Origin of the sequence: Sphingomonas sp. 2378 (assembly GCF_038084995.1) — a bacterium.
GTDB lineage: Bacteria > Pseudomonadota > Alphaproteobacteria > Sphingomonadales > Sphingomonadaceae > Sphingomonas.
Map to the genome: position 1 here is coordinate 53,666 of NZ_JAXCMJ010000009.1, position 15,452 is coordinate 69,117.

Below are 15,452 nucleotides of genomic sequence, written 5' to 3' on the forward strand. Positions count from 1 at the left end.
GGATGATCGGTGAAGCGGCCCCGGCGGCTTTCCCACCTTCCCAACGAGAGAGGCAGCGACATGACCAGCATCAACGACACGGTATCCGTGCGGCACGAGGACGGGATCGGCGTGATCCTCGTCGACAATCCGCCCGTCAACGCGCTGGGCCACACCGTTCGCGACGGGATCGTGCGGGGCATCGCCCGGTTGGTGGCCGACGACACGGTCCGGGCGATCGTCATCGCCTGTGCGGGCCGGACCTTCTTCGCGGGTGCCGACATCACCGAATTCGGCAAGCCCCGCCAGGAGCCGTGGCTGCAAGAAGTGATCGAGCGGATCGAACATTGTGGCAAGCCGACCGTCGCCGCGATCCACGGCACGGCGCTGGGCGGAGGGTTCGAGGTCGCGCTGGGGTGTACCTATCGCGTGATGGTGGAGGGTGCGCAGGTCGGGCTGCCCGAAATCCATCTCGGCCTGCTGGCGGCGGGGGGCGGCACGAAGCGCCTGCCGCGCCTGATCGGGCCGGAAGCTACGCTGAGGCTATGCCTCTCGGGCGAACGCCTGTCGGCGGCCAAGGCGCTCGAACTGGGGGTCGCGGACCATGTCGCCAGTGGCGATCCGATCGCGGCGGGCATCGCGTTCGCGCGCACCGTGACCGGCCGGTCGATCGTCCCGGTGAGCGAGCGCGAGGACCGGATCGCGGCGACCCGCGCCGATCCGTCGGCGTTCGAGGCGCTGGCGGCCAAGCTGCTCGCGCGCACCGCCGGACAGGCCGCGCCCCGCGCGAATGTCGACTCGGTTCGCGACTCCTTCACCCTGCCCTTCGACGAAGGCATGGCCAGGGATGCGCAGACCATCGACGCGCTGATCGCGGGCAGCCAGTCGCGCGCCCTGCGCCACCTGTTCTTCGCCGAACGCGAGGCGGCGCGCATCCCCGGCCAGCCCGCCGATGTGAAGCCGCGTGCGATCCGCACCGCCGCCGTGATCGGCGCGGGCACGATGGGCGGCGGCATCGCCATGTCCTTCGCCGCCGCCCGCATTCCCGTCACCGTCGTTGACGCGACGCAGGACGCGCTCGACCGGGGGCTCGACCGGGTCCGCGCCAATTATGCCACATCGGTCAAGCGCGGCTCGATGACCCAGGTCGCGATGGACGAGCGGATGGCGCATATCACCGGCGACACCGATCGCGCCGCCGCCGCGGCCGCCGACCTGGTGGTCGAGGCCGTGTTCGAGGACATGGACGTGAAGCGGGACATTTTCTCCGACCTCGGGGCGAAGGCTGCGCCGGGTACGGTGCTGTCGTCGAACACCTCCGCGCTCGACGTCGATGACATCGCCGCCGTTCTCGACCGGCCGGAGGATTTCGTCGGCATGCATTTCTTCGCCCCCGCCAACGTCATGAAGCTGCTGGAGGTCGTGCGGGGCGCGAAGACCTCTCCCGAGACGCTGGCGACCGCGATGGCGGCGGGGCGCGCGATCGGTAAGGTTCCGATCGTGGCGGGCAATTGCGACGGCTTCATCGGCAATCGGATGCTCGCCAAGCGATCGCAGGAGGTCGAGCGCCTGCTCCAGCGCGGCGCGACTCCGCGCCAGATCGACGACGCGGCCAAGGCGTTCGGCTTTCCGATGGGACCGCTCGCCATCGCGGACATGTCGGGGCTCGACGTCGGCTGGTCCATCCGCAAGCGGCGCGGCACGCCCTTCCCGATCGCGGACGCGATCTGCGAGCGCGGATGGTTCGGGCAGAAGACCGGATCGGGCTATTACCGCTATGAGGCGGGGGCACGTGACGGGTCGGACAATGGCGATATCGCCGCATTGATCGCCGAGACCTCGACGGCGCTGGGCATCGCGCAACGCGACTTCGATGCCGAGGAGATGATCGCGCGGATGCTCTATCCGCTGGTCAACGAAGGCGCGCGCATCCTTGAGGAGGGCATCGCCTATCGCGCGTCCGACATCGATGTCGTCTGGGTCAATGGCTATGGCTGGCCGCGCCATGTCGGCGGGCCGATGTTCTGGGCCGACGAGGTCGGACTGGCGACGCTGGTTGAGCGGCTGGATGCCTTCGCCGCCGACACGCCGGAGGATCCGTCGCTGCGCCCCGCCGCGCTGTTGCGTGAACTGGCGGCGAGCGAATCGAGCTTCGCAGCGTGGCAGAAGGCACGGACCGTCTGAACCCCGGACGCGCCGGGCGGGGCTCCCTTGCGGGACGCCGCCCGGCGGTCAGGCGAGTTGCGGCAGCCCCGGCGCAGCGGCGATGCGCCCGAGATGATGATCGGCGTCGCCGAACAGCGCATCGATCGCGGTCAGCCGCTTGAACAGATGGCCGACCTTATATTCCGAGGTGAAGCCGATCGCGCCGTGAAGCTGGACCGCATTCTGTCCCACCATACGCCCGGCGCGACCGATCTGCGCCTTGGCCGCCGCGACGTTGAGCGCCCGGTCCGCCGCCGAGGTGTCGTCGATCGCCAGCGCGGCATGGGTCGCCATCGAACGCGACAATTCGACCTGGATCAGCATGTCGACCAGCCGGTGCTGGAGCGCCTGGAACGTGCCGAGCGGCGTTCCGAACTGCTGACGCGTCTTTAGATATTCGCCGGTCAGGTCGACGGTTTCGGCCATGACGCCGACCGCCTCCGCGCAGAGCGCGGCGATGGCATCGTCGATCACCGCCGCCAGCACCTCCTGCCCGGCAGCGTCGCCGGCCAGCCGCTCGGCCGGGGCGGCGTCGAGCCGGATGGTCGCGACCGGAATTCCGTCATAGCCGACCACCCCGTCTCGCGTGACGCCGGCCGCCGCGCCATCGACCAGGAACAGCGCGGTGCCCCGATCGGTCGCGGCACTCACCACCAGTTCGTCGGCATCGGCCCCGTGCAGCACCGCGATCTTGGTTCCGGTCAGCGACCAGCCGTCGCCTTGTAGCGCGGCGATCGTGCCGCTGGCCTCCAGCCTGTGGCGCGGCGCGTCGGGCTCGGCATGGGCCAGCGCCATGACATGCTCGCCCGCGACGATCGCCGGGATGCGCGCCGCCCGTTGCGCGGCATCCGCGCCGCGCCGCAAAGCGCCGCCCGCCAGCACGGTCGTCGCCAGCCAGGGTTCGAGCGACAGGGCGCGGCCCAGCGCCTCGGCCACGATCATCGCCTCGACGCCGCCTCCACCGAAGCCGCCATCCTCCTCGGCGAAACCCAGGCCGAGCAGGCCGAGATCGGCCATGTTGCGCCACAGCGTCCGGTTCCACCCCTGCCCTTGGCGCAGGATGTCGGTCCGCGCCTCGAAACCGCCGTGATCGGCCATCAGCCGCCCGACGCTGTCCGCCAGCAATCGCTGATCGTCGTTCAGATCGAAATCCATGCCGTCACAATCCCAATACGCTCTTGGCGATGATGTTCTTCTGGATCTCGTTCGCGCCTCCGTAGATCGAGACCGCGCGCTTGGAGAAGTAGAAGGGAGCGGCCGTGCCGATCCAGCTATCCGGGGCACCCGCGCCATGATCGCCCGCGCCGAAGCCGGGGGGCACGGCGAGCCCGGCCGGGCCGGCCAGTTCGAGCAGCAATTCGGTCATCCGCTGTTGCAGCTCGCTGCCGCGGATCTTGAGGATCGACGCCGCCGCTGCCGCCCCGCCCCCCTGCGCATCGGCGGCGACGACGCGAAGCTGGGTCAACTCCAGCGCCCGCAACTCGACCTCGACCTCGGCGAGTTTCCACGCCAGCCTTTGTTGTTCGGCGGTGTCGAGCATGCCGCGCGCCGTCAGGTCCGCCTGGACTTGCCGCAACTGAAGCAGCCGCTCCTTCGACAGGCCGATGCGCGCGATGCCGCTGCGTTCGTTGCCGAGCAGGAACTTGGCATAGTCCCAGCCCTTGCCTTCCTCCCCGATCAGATTGGACACGGGCAGGCGCACATCGTCGAAGAAGACCTCGTTGAGATCCTCGACCCCGTCGATCGAGCCGATCGGGCGCACGGTGATCCCCGGCGTCTTCATGCCGAGCAGCAGGAACGAGATGCCCTGCTGCTTCTTCACGTCCGGGTTCGTCCGCGCGAGCAGGAACATCCAGTCGGCATATTGCGCCTGCGTGGTCCAGATCTTCTGCCCGTTCAGCACATAGTCGTCGCCGTCGCGCACCGCCCGCGTCTTCAGGCTGGCCAAATCCGAGCCCGATCCCGGCTCCGAAAAGCCCTGGCACCACCAGATGTCGAGATTGGCCGTCGGGGCCAAGAACCTGGCCTTTTGCGCCTCGCTGCCGAAGCGGCACAGGATCGGGCCGATCATGTTGATATTGAACGGCAGCCATTCGGGAGCGTGGGCCAGCGCCATCTCCTCCTGGAAGATGTAGCGCTGCGCCGGGGACCAGCCCATGCCGCCATATTCGACCGGCCAATTGATCGTCGCCCAACCCTGGCGGTTGAGGACCCGCTGCCAGGCGACATAATCGTCGCGGGTCAGATGCCCGCGATCAATCATCTTGGCGCGAAGTTCGGGGGTGAGGGCCGACGCGAAGAACGCGCGGATCTCGGCGCGGAAAGCGCGCTCTTCGGCGGTGAAGCTCAAGTCCATGACAGCGGCTGTGCCCGCACGCGGCGGGGGAATCCATCGCCCGCCCCATTCCATCGCATCCGTGAAAAGAGCGCGTGGCGGTTGCCGAGCCCCAACGAAAGGCGGACGGTGCGCGCTCCAATCATGGGAGAGGCTCGTTGACCGATACGGCGCAACCGCAGGATCTGGCCGCCTTCGTCCGCGAGATGAAGGACCGGCACGAGATCGGGGAATGTCTGCTGCGCTATACGCGCGGCGTCGACCGGTTCGACTGGGACCTGATGCGCTCCGCCTATCATGACGATGCGTGGGATCAGCATGGAGTCGCCTCGGGCGATCCCGACAGCTTCTGCCGGTGGGCGATAGATTTCCATGACAAGGCGCAGACCAGCCATCATCACATGGTTTCGAACATGGTGATCGACCTCGATGGCGATACCGCGCATGTCGAAAGCTATTATCTGTTTGTCGGCGACAATCGCAGCGGCCCGCCGACCCTCTCCTATGGCCGCTATGTCGACCGGTTCGAACGGCGCGCCGGCGACTGGCGGATCGCGCACCGCGTCTGCATCATCGAATATTCCGGCTTCTTCGGCGAGACGCGCGTGCCCGATGCGGTGCAAGCGCGCATCGCGCTGGGCCCGCCCAGTCGGGATCGGAACGATCCGTCCTATCACCGGCCGCTCGGCCGCGTGCCCGAACCCGCCGGATGACGGCTTGCCGCACGAGAAGGCGCGCCGCAGCATGACCGGCAAGGACGGGGGCAGAGAAGGACGGGAATGACCATCGCATATTCGGTTCAGGACGGGATCGCCCGCCTGGTCATCGACCGGCCGGAGCGGCGCAACGCACTCGATGCGGAGATGCGCGTCTGGATGGCGGGTCGCATCGACGAGGCGGCGGGCGACCCGAATGTCCGCGTGCTGGTCATCAGCGCGAGGGGGGACACCTTCTGCTCCGGCGCGGACCTCAGCCAGTTCAAGGGCGAGTCGATCCCGTCGTCGCGCCGCCGGATGCTGCATGGCGGCCTGCGACTGGTGCGCGGGTTGTGGGAGATGGATAAGCCCGTGGTGGCGGTGGTCCGCGGCGCGGCGGTCGGCCTGGGCGCGGCGATCGCGCTCGCCTGCGATCAGATCGTCGTCGATTCCACCGCGCGTTACGCCTTCACCTATGCACGGGTCGGATTGGTGCCCGATACCGGCGTCGCCTATCTGCTGACGCGGCAGATGGGGCTGCTGCGCGCCAAGTCGCTGCTGTTCTCCAGCCGCTTCGTCGATGCGGCGGAGGCGCTGTCCCTGGGGCTGGTGAGCGAGGTCGTCGCGCCGGAGAATCTGACCGCTCGCGCCGACGCCATCGCACAGGAACTGGCCGCCGGGCCGACCTTCGGATTGGGCATGATGAAGCGGCTGCTGCACCGCTCGGCCGATCCGTCGCTGGCCGATTTCATGGAATATGAAGCGCTGATCGCACCGCAGATGCGCTTCACCGAGGATTATGTCGAAGGCACGAGCGCCTTCCGCGAAAAGCGGGCGCCGCAATTCAAGGGATATTGACGATGGGTGTGCGGATCGAACGCGATGGCCGGGCGGTGATCGCCACGCTCGACTGGCCCGAGCAGCGCAACGCGATGGGCCCCGACGAATGCCGCGAACTGACCGAGGCGCTGACCGGCATCGCGGACGATCCCGACATCCACGGCGTCGTCATCACCGGCAACGGCGCCTTCTGCGCGGGCGGCAACATCAAGGGCGCGGTCGCCCGGCGGGACATGTCGCCCGAGGAACGCAAGTCGATCGTCTATGCCGCCTATCAGGGCATGATCCGTTCGATCATCGCCATCCCGGTGCCCACCGTCGCGGCGGTCGACGGTGCGTGCGTCGGCATGGGGCTGGACATCGCGCTGGCCTGCGACAGCCGCTTCTTCGGCCCAAAGGGCTGGTGCATCCAGGGCTGGGGTCGCGTCGGCCTGATCCCCGGCACTGGCGGCGAATGGCTGTTGCGTCTGAAGGCACCCGGCCTGTTATGGAAGTTGCTGGAGGAACAGGAACGGCTCTACGCGCCTGAGGCCGCCGCCCTCGGCCTCGCCGAGATCGCGGGCGAGGCTGGCGCGCTGCCTCGTGCGCTGGCGCGGGTGGAAAAGCTGGCCAGCATGGGCCGCCGTCCGCTGGAAGGCTATGTCGACCTGTATCGCGGCGACCTGCGGGACGGGCTGGAGGCGCATCTCGAAGCCGCGGTCGATCGCCAGATCGCGCTGCTGCAAAGCCCCGGCATCACCGACCGCGTCGAAGCGATATTGGGCCCCGTCGGCTAGGTCCGGCGCGGGCGGCGGCGCTACAGCGTCGCCGCCGTTCCCAGCACGACCGTCGCCTGGCTGGACAACACGCCGCCATTGCCGTGCGCCAGCGCGATGTCGGCATTCGCGACCTGCCGCTCGCCAGCCTCGCCACGAAGCTGTCGCGTCGCCTCGACCAGCAGGAACAGACCGTACATCCCCGGATGGACGCAGGACAGGCCACCGCCATTGGTATTGACCGCCAGCCGCCCGCCCGGCGCGATCGCCCCGTCGGACACGAAGCGACCGCCCTCCCCCTTGGGACAGAAGCCCAGATCCTCCAGGAACAGGATCGGCGTGATCGTGAAGGCGTCGTAGAGCATCACGACGTCGATATCGGTGATGTCGACGCCCGCCTGCGCGAAGGCCTGCGGCCCGGTGATCGCCGCGCCGGTCACGGTCAGGTCGGGCATCGAGCTGATCTCGCGATGCGTCACGGTGCTGGCCGCGCCGAGCACGAAGACGGGCGGCCGGGCAGCATCGCGCGCCCGGTCCGCGCGGGTCATGACGATCGCGGCGGCACCATCGTTGAACAGGCACGCGTCGCGCACGCTGAGCGGGTCCGACAACATGCGCGCTCCGAGCACGTCATCGATCGTCAGGGGATCGCGCACCGCCGCCTCGGGATTGCGCTGCGCCCAGCGTCGGGCGGCCACCGCCACCTCGGCCAGATCGCGGCGCTTCGTGCCGTACAAATGCATATGGCGACTGGCGGCGAGCGCATAGGAAGAGGCCGGGGCGATCGGCCGATAGGGTGCCTCCCACTGGCTTTGCCGCGACATGCCGACGGACCCCGGCGGATTGCTGGCGGGGTTGGAGCCATAGGCGATCACCGCGCAGTCGATCAGGCCCGCGTCCAACGCCAGCGCCGCCTGCTGCGCATAGACCTCGAACGCCGATCCCCCGGTCCGATTGCAGTCGGTCACGCGCGGCCGGATGCCCAGATACTCGGCAAGTTCCATGCCGCCCAGCGCCTCATAGGGGGCCGAGGTGTAGAGCGCATCGACATCGGCAAGCGAAAGTCCGGCATCGTCCAGCGCCATCAGCGACGCCCGCGCCGCCATATCGACGGCCGACACGCCCGGACAGCGACCGATGCCATAGGTCGCGGCCCCGACGATCGCCGCACGGCCACGGGGAAAGGCGTCAGCCATCGATCGCCTCCCGCACGAAGACGAGGCGTGGCACGGGCCCGTCGCGATCGATCCGGGCACGGACGGCCATGCCGATCGCCACCGCATCGGGCGCGGTGTCGACCACCTCGCTCATCAACCGGACGCCCTCCTCCAGATCGACGAGCACCACATTATAGCTGGGCTCAGGGGGCTTGCGCCGCACCACTGTCGTGGCGTGCACCGTCCCCCGCCCCGACGCCCTGACCCATTCGAGATCGCGGGCACCGCTGCCCGGCGCGGCGATGCGGGGATAGAACAGGAAGCGCCCGGTCGAACGGCTGCGTTGCAGCATCAGCCGCCCCTCCGCAAGATGCGCCTGCCACTCCTCGACCGGTCGTGGAAACTCGCTCATGCCCTGCCCTTCCGCCGTTCGCGCGATGATGGAACGCCGCGCTTCCTTCACCCTGCCGCATCCGGCGTCAAAGGCGACGCGCGCGGCATCATGGATGCGATAGTCGCGCCCGTCGCCGGGTTCGGGGGCGCGCAACGCTTGGCAGCCGCTCAGTACCGCCGATAGTCGCAGGCGATATTCCTCCATCGGGACAGCATCGACCATGAAAGAAGCCGCGATCGTCGCCACCGCGCGCACCCCTATCGGCAAGGCGTTCCGAGGCGCGCTGAACAACGTCCATGGCGCGACGCTCGCCGCCCATGTCATCCGCGCCGCCGTCGAGCGGGCCAGGCTGGACCCCGGCGAGGTCAGCGACGTGCTGCTGGGCGCGGCGCGGATAGAGGGGGCGGTCGGCAACAACATCGCCCGTCAGGCCGCGATCCGCGCCGGCCTGCCCGACAGCGTGCCGGGCGTATCGCTCGATCGCAAATGCTCCTCAGGGCTTCAGACCATCGCCATGGCCGCCCAGCGGATTCGCGCCGGCGAAGGCGGCATCATGGTGGCGGGCGGGCTCGACTCGGTATCGCTGGTCGAACCGCACCGGAACGTCTTTCGCTTCGAGGACGAATGGCTCGCGGCCGAGCGGCCCGACGTCTATCTGCCGATGATCGACACCGCCGATATCGTCGCGCGGCGCTATGGCATTTCGCGCGAGGCGCAGGACGAATATGCGGTCGAAAGCCAGCGCCGCACTGCCGCCGCCGTCGAGGCGGGTCGGCTCGATGCCGAGATCGTCCCGATCACCACGACCAGGAACATCGTCGACAAGGCGGGACAGATCGTCGGGCAGGAGGAGGTCACCCTGACCCGCGACGAAGGCAACCGGCCCGGCACGACGATCGAGGACCTCGCCCGGCTGAAGCCCATTCGCGACAACGGCTTCGTCACGGCGGGCAATGCCAGTCAGTTGTCCGACGGGGCCAGCGTATGCGTGGTGATGGACGCGGACGAGGCGAGTCGGCGCGGGCTGCCCATATTGGGTCTCTATCGCGGGTTCGAGGCGGTGGGCTGCGCGCCCGACGAGATGGGGATAGGCCCGGTGCTGGCGGTGCCCAAACTGCTCGACCGGCTGGGCCTCGGCATCGACGATATCGATCTGTGGGAGTTGAACGAGGCGTTCGCCAGCCAGGTCCTGTATTGCCGCGACAGGCTGGGCCTTCCTCAGGATCGCTTCAACGTCGACGGGGGCGCCATCTCGATCGGCCACCCCTATGGCATGTCGGGATCGCGCCTGACCGGCCATGCGCTGATCGAGGGCAAACGGCGCGGGGCGAAGCGGGTCGTGACGACCATGTGCGTCGGCGGCGGCATGGGCGCGGCGGCGGTGTTCGAGATCGCCTGACGGGGCCCCCGCGTCGGTCCGTCCGCATCGGGGGCGCCCCCTCCTTCATCACGCATGGGATATGACACGGCGACCCGCACATCCGCTCCGCCCGCGTGTAGGATCGCCCGACAAGACCGACGCAGGAGAGGAAGTCATGGCATCACTTCCCGAGATTCGCGACTTCGACGATCCGACCTATGATCCGATGGACCTGGACGCCCTGTCCTTCGGCCGACACGAAGACCCCTATCCGCTCTATCACCGGATGCGCGCCGCGGGGCCGGTTCACGAGATCGGCTTCCGCGAGGCGGTGGGGTTGCAGGACAAGGTGTTCGGCGGGCGCAAGTCCTTCTGCGTCGTCGGGCATGACGAGGTGGGCAAGGTGCTCGTCGATCCGGTCCGCTTCTCGAACAAGGCTTATGGCGAGAATCTGGGCCGCGCCTTCGGCCAGTCGATCACGATCATGGACCCGCCCGACCATACGCGCTGGCGGCGCATCTTCCAGAAGATCTTCCTGCCGCAATATGTGATCACATGGGGCGAGACCATCGTCGATCCGGTGGTCGACGATCTGATGTCCGCCTTCGAGCCGAGCGGACGCGCCGATCTGGTCGCGCAGTTCACGCACCTCTATCCGTTCCACGTCATCTACCGGCAACTCGCCTTGCCGGAACGGGACATCGGCCTGTTCCACAAGCTGGCGATCGCACAGACCGACTATGTCAACATGGACAAGGCGGTCGAGGCGGGCGAGAAACTGGGGGCCTATTTCGCCGCGATCGTCGCGCAGCGTCGCGTCCAGCCGGGCGACGACCTTATCTCCCGGCTGGCGCTGACCGAACAGGATGGCGAGTATCTGCCGGAGGACGTGCTGATCTCCTTCCTGCGGCAATTGATGAACGCGGCCGGGGACACGACCTATCGCGGGACCAGCGTCCTCCTGACCGCCCTGCTCCGGAACCCGGACCAGATGGAGGCCCTCCGCCAGGATCGATCCCTGATCCCCGCCGCCATCGAAGAGGCGCTGCGCTGGGACGGGCCGGTCGGCATGCAGACCCGCATGGCCACCACCGACGTCGAACTGGGCGGGGTGTCTATTCCGGCGGGCTCGATGGTCTTCGTGCTCGCCGCCGCCGCGAACCGCGATCCGGCGGTCTGGCCCGATCCCGACCGGTTCGACATCTTCCGGCCGAAAAAGCCGCACTTCTCCTTCGCGCGCGGGCCCCACATGTGCGTCGGCCAGCATCTGGCGCGGGTCGAGATGACGCGCGCCCTCCATGCCGTGCTCGATCGGCTTCGGGCGTTGCGGCTCGACCCGGACCGACCGCCGCCGCGACTGCACGGCGCGATGATGCGCGTACCCGACCATCTTCACGTCCGCTTCGAACCGCGCTGACGCCCCCCCCGCTCGGTCAACTCAGGAGGATATCCATGGCCCGTACACACGTGCTCGACCGCATCACCGTTCCGAAACCCGACCATGTCCCGGCGGACCGGGTGGTCGATTTCGACTATTACAACCATGTCAGCGGCGACGACGACGTCCATCTGGCATGGAAGCGCCTTCACGACGGGCCGGATATCGTGTGGACGCCGCATAATGGCGGCCACTGGATCTTCACCCGGTTCGAGGACATCAAGGCCGTCCAGATGGATCACGCGCATTTCTCGATGCGCAACACCGCCGCGCCCTATTCCCCGTTGAACTTCAAGCCGATCAATCTCGATCCACCGGAGAGCGCCCCCTATCGCCGCCTCATCACGCCGCATTTCATGCCCAAGCAGGTGGACCGGCTGGAGGGCGTGGCGCGCGAGACCGCGATCAAACTGATCGAAGGGTTCATCGCGGACGGCGAATGCGACTTCATCCCCGCTTTCGCCAAGATCCTGCCCGTCACGATCTTCCTCGGCCTGGTCGACCTGCCCGCGTCCGATCGCGCCCGGATCCAGCCTTATGCCGACCAGGTGACGCGCGGCACGCAACAGGAGCGCGCCAACGCCCATCGCCAGATGGCGGCCTATCTGAGCGAGAAGCTCGACGAGCGCATCGACAACCCCGGCAACGACCTGTTCGGACAGATCATCAAGTCGGAGGTCAACGGCGCACCGATCACGCGCGAGGACCTGATGAGCGTCTGCCTGCTGCTGCTGTTCGGCGGGCTCGATACGGTGGCGTCGATGCTGGGGTTCATCGCGCGCTTCCTCGCCATGCATCCGGACCATCGCCGTCAGTTGGTCGAGCGCATCGACGACGTCCCCTTCATCCGCCACGCGGTCGAGGAACTGATCCGCCGCCACGGCGTCGCCAACACCAGCCGCCTCGTGACGATGGATTATGAGTATAAGGGCGTCCTGCTGCTGGAGGGCGACATCGTCCAGGCGCCCAATCCCTTTGCGGGGCTGGACGACCGGGTGGTGCCCGATCCGCTGACCGTCGATTTCTCCCGCAAGTTTCCCATACCCCATGCCGCCTTCGGCAACGGGCCGCACACCTGCCCCGGCGCGGTCCTGGCGCGGCGTGAGATCGAGGTGTTCCTGCAGGAATGGTTGCGCCGCATCCCCGATTTCGAAATGGCGGGCCCGGCGCGGATGGCGTCGGGCGCGGTGAACGGCGTGGAGTCGCTTCCGCTGCGCTGGCCGTCGCGACGCGACTGACGGATCAGACCGTGCTGGACGGAACGCGGAACCGGGTTTCGCCATAGCCCGCCTCCTCGGGGATCGTGATCTCGATCCCCCCGTCCACCGGCGTCAGGATCGGCCGCACGGCAAAGGGTTCCCGCAGGCGCGCGCGGGTCATGGCCTCCTCGACCGAACCGCTTTCGGCCAATCGCCGAAGGTTCATCAGCGTGGGGAACAGGAGTTCGCGCTCGCCACGCGCGACGCCCTCCAGCAAGACGCGCGGCGCCACCCATTCGAAGGCCACCGTCTCGCGGCCATCGGCGCGCGGCTGCTGCCCGGCGGGCATCCGGGCGAGGAAGAAATGCGTGTCGAACCGCTTGGGCCGATGCGCCGGGGTGATCCAGTGACCGAAATGCACCAGCCGGTCGAGTGCCAGCGGTTCGCGGCCCGCCGTCACCAGGGCGCGAAAGTCGACCGAGTCCGCCGACGGCCCGGCGCGCGGCCCCAGCAGGACGCCGCATTCCTCATAGACCTCGCGCAGCGCCGCGATCCGCAGTGCCCGTTCGTCGACGTCCAGATCGGCGGGCGCCACCCAGGCGCGCCACCCTTCCGAGGCGTCGGCGGGATCGACCGTTCCGCCGGGGAAGACCAGCGCGGACGCGAACGACTGGGCCGCATGGCGGCGCACCATCAGCACCTCGAACGGATCGTCGCGCAGCACCAGCACAGATGCCGCCCGTCGCATCGCCTTGGCGTCCACGCCGCTCACCGCGCCAGGGCCGCCACCGGCACGGGACGGGTGGTGAAGCGGTTCAGGCGATCGGCGATGATCGCCTCGGCCTCCGCGACCATGCGCGATACCAGTTCGGCGCATGTCGGTATGTCGTGGATCAGTCCCTGCACCATGCTGGCCCAATAGACGCCCGCATCCAGGTCACCGGTCTTCAGGACGATCCGCCCCGCCGCCCCGGCGACCAGCGGCGCGACGTCCTGAAACGTCGACTCGGGCATGTTCAGCCGCTGGACGACCTCGTCCGACACCGCGCTCTTGGCGACGCGGGCGGTGTTGTGGAACTTGCGCAGGATCAGGTTCGTGCCGCGCTCGTCATTGGCGAGCATCGCCCGCTTCACATTCTCGTGAATCGGCGCCTCCACCGTCGCGCAGAAGCGGGTGCCCATATTGACCCCCTCCGCCCCCAGCGCCAGCGCGGCCACCAGTCCCCGGCCATCGCCGATGCCCCCGCTGGCCAGCATCGGAATCTTGACCCGATCCGCCGCCGCCGGGATCAGGACCAGCCCGCCGATGTCATCCTCGCCGGGGTGCCCGGCGCATTCGAACCCGTCGATCGAGATGACGTCGACACCCTTGCTCTCCGCCGACAGGGCGTGGCGCACCGAGGTGCATTTGTGCAGGATGCGGATGTCCGCCGCCTTGAACATCTCCCACAATCCCGCGACGGCGGAGGTGCCCGCGGTTTCGACGACGCGGATGCCCGCGTCGATGATCGCCTGGGCATAGGCCCGGTAATCGGGCGAGTTCATCGTCGGAAACACCGTCAGGTTCACCCCGAACGGCCGGTCGGTCATGCCACGACAGCGTTCGATCTCGTCCCGCAACGCCTGCGGACTGGGCTGGGTCAGCGCGGTCAGCATACCCAGCGCGCCCGCGTTGGAGACCGCGCTCGCCATCTCGGCCAGACCGACCGACTGCATGCCCCCCTGGACGATCGGATGCTCGATGCCCAGCATTTGCGTGATACGTGTCGTCAATGCCATGCTGCCAACCACCCCGTCATTAACCGCCATTGTCGATGGGGTTGATGCCAGACTGGCCGGTCGCCGTTAACGTCCGACGGCCCGGCGCAACGCGTTAGCACATATTTGATGACGTATCCGACGCGCTCGCTTCGCTTGCATCGGCGCGTCACCTTCGTTGCAACCGGAGCGACATGCGGGAATGAAGGTGCCATGACCAAGGTTGAGTTCGTCGAGCCCGACGGCACCGTGCGCCGCATCGACGGCCGTGAAGGGCTGACCGTGATGGAGACCGCGACGCGCAGCGGGATCGCCGGTATCGAGGCCGAGTGTGGCGGCGCATGCAGTTGCGCGACCTGCCATGTCGTCGTCGATCCCGACTGGTTCGCGCGCGTCGGCCCGCCGGGGGAGGATGAACGCGAACTGCTCGCCTTCGCCCGTCACGTCACGCCGACATCGCGCCTGTCCTGCCAGATCCGGTTGACCGGCATGCTCGACGGCTTGCGCGTGACGGTGCCGCGCTCGCAACGCTGACCCTTTCCGGGAGTCCCCATGCCTGCCCATTATGCCGATCGGCATGACAGCATCGCGTTCCGCTACGAGGACGGCGTGCTGGAGATGCGTCTCTACACACGGGGCGGGCCGGCGCTCTGGGCCCCCTGGGGTGGACTGCACCGCCAGCTTGGCACCGCCTTTCACGACGTGGCCAGCGATCCAAACGTCCGCGCCGTCATCCTCGCCGGCACGGGCGACGATTTTTGCAGCGGCTTCGACGATCGGGGCGAGGCGATGCCCGCCATGGGGCCGTCGACCTGGGACATATTGTTCACCGAGGGACGGCGCATGGTGCGCGAACTTCTGGCGATCGAAGTGCCGGTGATCGCCGCCGTCAACGGGCGCGCCGTCATCCATGCCGAGCTTCCCCTGTTATCCGATATCGTGCTGGCCTCCGATACCGCCATATTCGCCGACAAGACGCATGCGATCGCGGGGGTCGTACCGGGCGACGGAGTGCATACGATATGGCCGATGCTGCTGGGGCCGAACCGGGGCCGCTACTTCCTGCTGACCGGGCAGGAGATCGATGCGGCCGAAGCGCTGCGGCTGGGGATCGTCGGCGAGGTGCTGGCGACCGACGCGCTGTTGCCGCGCGCCTGGGACCATGCCCGGCGGATCGCCGCGCTTCCGGCGCAGGCGATGCGGTACAGCCGCATCGTGCTCACCGAACGCCTGCGCGCCGAGGTAGCGCGCGACCTGGGATATGGCCTGATGCTGGAGGGGATGGCGATCCTCGGCGCGCGCGAGGCGCGGGGGACGGCGTCCGCCCCCTGACGCCC

At 68.3% G+C, this 15,452-nt stretch carries 15 protein-coding genes; 9 read left to right on the forward strand and 6 right to left on the reverse strand.

Annotation, left to right across the window (positions count from 1 at the left end; all coding sequences use genetic code 11):
• Positions 1–60 precede the first annotated feature (60 nt).
• A complete protein-coding gene (locus SM191_RS06810; RefSeq protein ID WP_341505524.1) occupies positions 61–2,163 on the forward strand; it encodes a 3-hydroxyacyl-CoA dehydrogenase NAD-binding domain-containing protein in 2,103 nt (700 codons plus the stop codon).
• A gap of 48 nt (positions 2,164–2,211) precedes the next feature.
• On the opposite strand, the gene SM191_RS06815 is transcribed toward SM191_RS06810, so the two are convergent.
• Both SM191_RS06815 and SM191_RS06820 read right to left on the reverse strand, forming a co-directional pair.
• Complete coding sequence (locus SM191_RS06815) at positions 2,212–3,339, reverse strand: acyl-CoA dehydrogenase family protein (protein ID WP_341505525.1); 1,128 nt, start codon at positions 3,337–3,339, stop codon at positions 2,212–2,214.
• Positions 3,340–3,343: 4 nt separating this feature from the next.
• The gene (locus tag SM191_RS06820; RefSeq protein WP_341505526.1) at positions 3,344–4,540 is read right to left on the reverse strand and encodes an acyl-CoA dehydrogenase family protein; all 1,197 of its coding nucleotides are present in this window, start codon (positions 4,538–4,540) and stop codon (positions 3,344–3,346) included.
• 137 nt (positions 4,541–4,677) lie between these two features.
• Between SM191_RS06820 and SM191_RS06825 the strand changes: the two genes are divergently transcribed.
• The 3 genes from SM191_RS06825 (at position 4,678) to SM191_RS06835 (ending at position 6,830) form a co-directional block, all read left to right on the forward strand.
• Positions 4,678–5,232, forward strand: coding sequence for a nuclear transport factor 2 family protein (locus tag SM191_RS06825; RefSeq protein WP_341505527.1), 555 nt, complete (start codon positions 4,678–4,680; stop codon positions 5,230–5,232).
• Between the two features lie 66 nt (positions 5,233–5,298).
• Positions 5,299–6,072: an enoyl-CoA hydratase/isomerase family protein gene (locus SM191_RS06830; RefSeq protein ID WP_341505528.1), complete on the forward strand. Its 774-nt coding sequence runs from the start codon at positions 5,299–5,301 to the stop codon at positions 6,070–6,072.
• Positions 6,073–6,074: 2 nt separating this feature from the next.
• Entirely contained in the window at positions 6,075–6,830 is a 756-nt protein-coding gene (locus SM191_RS06835) for an enoyl-CoA hydratase/isomerase family protein (RefSeq protein ID WP_341505529.1), read from the forward strand.
• A 20-nt stretch (positions 6,831–6,850) separates the two neighbouring features.
• On the opposite strand, the gene SM191_RS06840 is transcribed toward SM191_RS06835, so the two are convergent.
• Positions 6,851–8,005, reverse strand: a complete 1,155-nt coding sequence (locus SM191_RS06840) for an acetyl-CoA acetyltransferase (protein ID WP_341505530.1) — start codon at positions 8,003–8,005, stop codon at positions 6,851–6,853.
• Positions 7,998–8,582: a Zn-ribbon domain-containing OB-fold protein gene (locus tag SM191_RS06845; protein ID WP_341505531.1), complete on the reverse strand. Its 585-nt coding sequence runs from the start codon at positions 8,580–8,582 to the stop codon at positions 7,998–8,000. The genes SM191_RS06840 and SM191_RS06845 overlap by 8 nt, the downstream gene beginning before the upstream one ends.
• Between SM191_RS06845 and SM191_RS06850 the strand changes: the two genes are divergently transcribed.
• The 3 genes from SM191_RS06850 to SM191_RS06860 all read left to right on the forward strand — a co-directional run bounded on the left by SM191_RS06850 (position 8,581) and on the right by SM191_RS06860 (position 12,396).
• The gene (locus SM191_RS06850) at positions 8,581–9,759 is read left to right on the forward strand and encodes an acetyl-CoA C-acyltransferase (RefSeq protein ID WP_341505532.1); all 1,179 of its coding nucleotides are present in this window, start codon (positions 8,581–8,583) and stop codon (positions 9,757–9,759) included. The two genes, SM191_RS06845 and SM191_RS06850, sit on opposite strands and share 2 nt — an antisense overlap.
• Before the next feature lie 136 nt (positions 9,760–9,895).
• The gene (locus SM191_RS06855) at positions 9,896–11,137 is read left to right on the forward strand and encodes a cytochrome P450 (RefSeq protein WP_341505533.1); all 1,242 of its coding nucleotides are present in this window, start codon (positions 9,896–9,898) and stop codon (positions 11,135–11,137) included.
• A gap of 35 nt (positions 11,138–11,172) precedes the next feature.
• Complete coding sequence (locus SM191_RS06860) at positions 11,173–12,396, forward strand: cytochrome P450 (RefSeq protein ID WP_341505534.1); 1,224 nt, start codon at positions 11,173–11,175, stop codon at positions 12,394–12,396.
• A 4-nt stretch (positions 12,397–12,400) separates the two neighbouring features.
• Here SM191_RS06860 and SM191_RS06865 read toward each other — a convergent pair whose 3' ends face one another.
• A complete protein-coding gene (locus SM191_RS06865) occupies positions 12,401–13,129 on the reverse strand; it encodes an NUDIX hydrolase (RefSeq protein WP_341505535.1) in 729 nt (242 codons plus the stop codon).
• Complete coding sequence (locus SM191_RS06870; RefSeq protein ID WP_341505536.1) at positions 13,126–14,136, reverse strand: NAD(P)H-dependent flavin oxidoreductase; 1,011 nt, start codon at positions 14,134–14,136, stop codon at positions 13,126–13,128. The genes SM191_RS06865 and SM191_RS06870 overlap by 4 nt, the downstream gene beginning before the upstream one ends.
• Before the next feature lie 192 nt (positions 14,137–14,328).
• Here SM191_RS06870 and SM191_RS06875 point away from each other — a divergent pair, with 192 nt between their 5' ends.
• Both SM191_RS06875 and SM191_RS06880 read left to right on the forward strand, forming a co-directional pair.
• Positions 14,329–14,649: a 2Fe-2S iron-sulfur cluster-binding protein gene (locus SM191_RS06875; protein ID WP_341505537.1), complete on the forward strand. Its 321-nt coding sequence runs from the start codon at positions 14,329–14,331 to the stop codon at positions 14,647–14,649.
• An 18-nt stretch (positions 14,650–14,667) separates the two neighbouring features.
• On the forward strand, positions 14,668–15,447 hold the full coding sequence (locus tag SM191_RS06880; protein WP_341505538.1) for an enoyl-CoA hydratase/isomerase family protein: 780 nt from the start codon (positions 14,668–14,670) through the stop codon (positions 15,445–15,447).
• The last annotated feature ends 5 nt before the right edge of the window (positions 15,448–15,452 follow it).

Excerpts from the sequence above, each read along its gene's own strand:
- SM191_RS06810 (WP_341505524.1), top strand. The coding sequence starts at position 61 with ATGACCAGCATCAACGACACGGTATCCGTGCGGCACGAGGACGGGATC.
- SM191_RS06815 (WP_341505525.1), bottom strand. The coding sequence starts at position 3,339 with ATGGATTTCGATCTGAACGACGATCAGCGATTGCTGGCGGACAGCGTC.
- SM191_RS06820 (WP_341505526.1), bottom strand. The coding sequence starts at position 4,540 with ATGGACTTGAGCTTCACCGCCGAAGAGCGCGCTTTCCGCGCCGAGATC.
- SM191_RS06830 (WP_341505528.1), top strand. The coding sequence starts at position 5,299 with ATGACCATCGCATATTCGGTTCAGGACGGGATCGCCCGCCTGGTCATC.
- SM191_RS06835 (WP_341505529.1), top strand. The coding sequence starts at position 6,075 with ATGGGTGTGCGGATCGAACGCGATGGCCGGGCGGTGATCGCCACGCTC.
- SM191_RS06840 (WP_341505530.1), bottom strand. The coding sequence starts at position 8,005 with ATGGCTGACGCCTTTCCCCGTGGCCGTGCGGCGATCGTCGGGGCCGCG.
- SM191_RS06850 (WP_341505532.1), top strand. The coding sequence starts at position 8,581 with ATGAAAGAAGCCGCGATCGTCGCCACCGCGCGCACCCCTATCGGCAAG.
- SM191_RS06845 (WP_341505531.1), bottom strand. The coding sequence starts at position 8,582 with ATGGTCGATGCTGTCCCGATGGAGGAATATCGCCTGCGACTATCGGCG.
- SM191_RS06855 (WP_341505533.1), top strand. The coding sequence starts at position 9,896 with ATGGCATCACTTCCCGAGATTCGCGACTTCGACGATCCGACCTATGAT.
- SM191_RS06860 (WP_341505534.1), top strand. The coding sequence starts at position 11,173 with ATGGCCCGTACACACGTGCTCGACCGCATCACCGTTCCGAAACCCGAC.
- SM191_RS06870 (WP_341505536.1), bottom strand. The coding sequence starts at position 14,136 with ATGGCATTGACGACACGTATCACGCAAATGCTGGGCATCGAGCATCCG.
- SM191_RS06875 (WP_341505537.1), top strand. The coding sequence starts at position 14,329 with ATGACCAAGGTTGAGTTCGTCGAGCCCGACGGCACCGTGCGCCGCATC.
- SM191_RS06880 (WP_341505538.1), top strand. The coding sequence starts at position 14,668 with ATGCCTGCCCATTATGCCGATCGGCATGACAGCATCGCGTTCCGCTAC.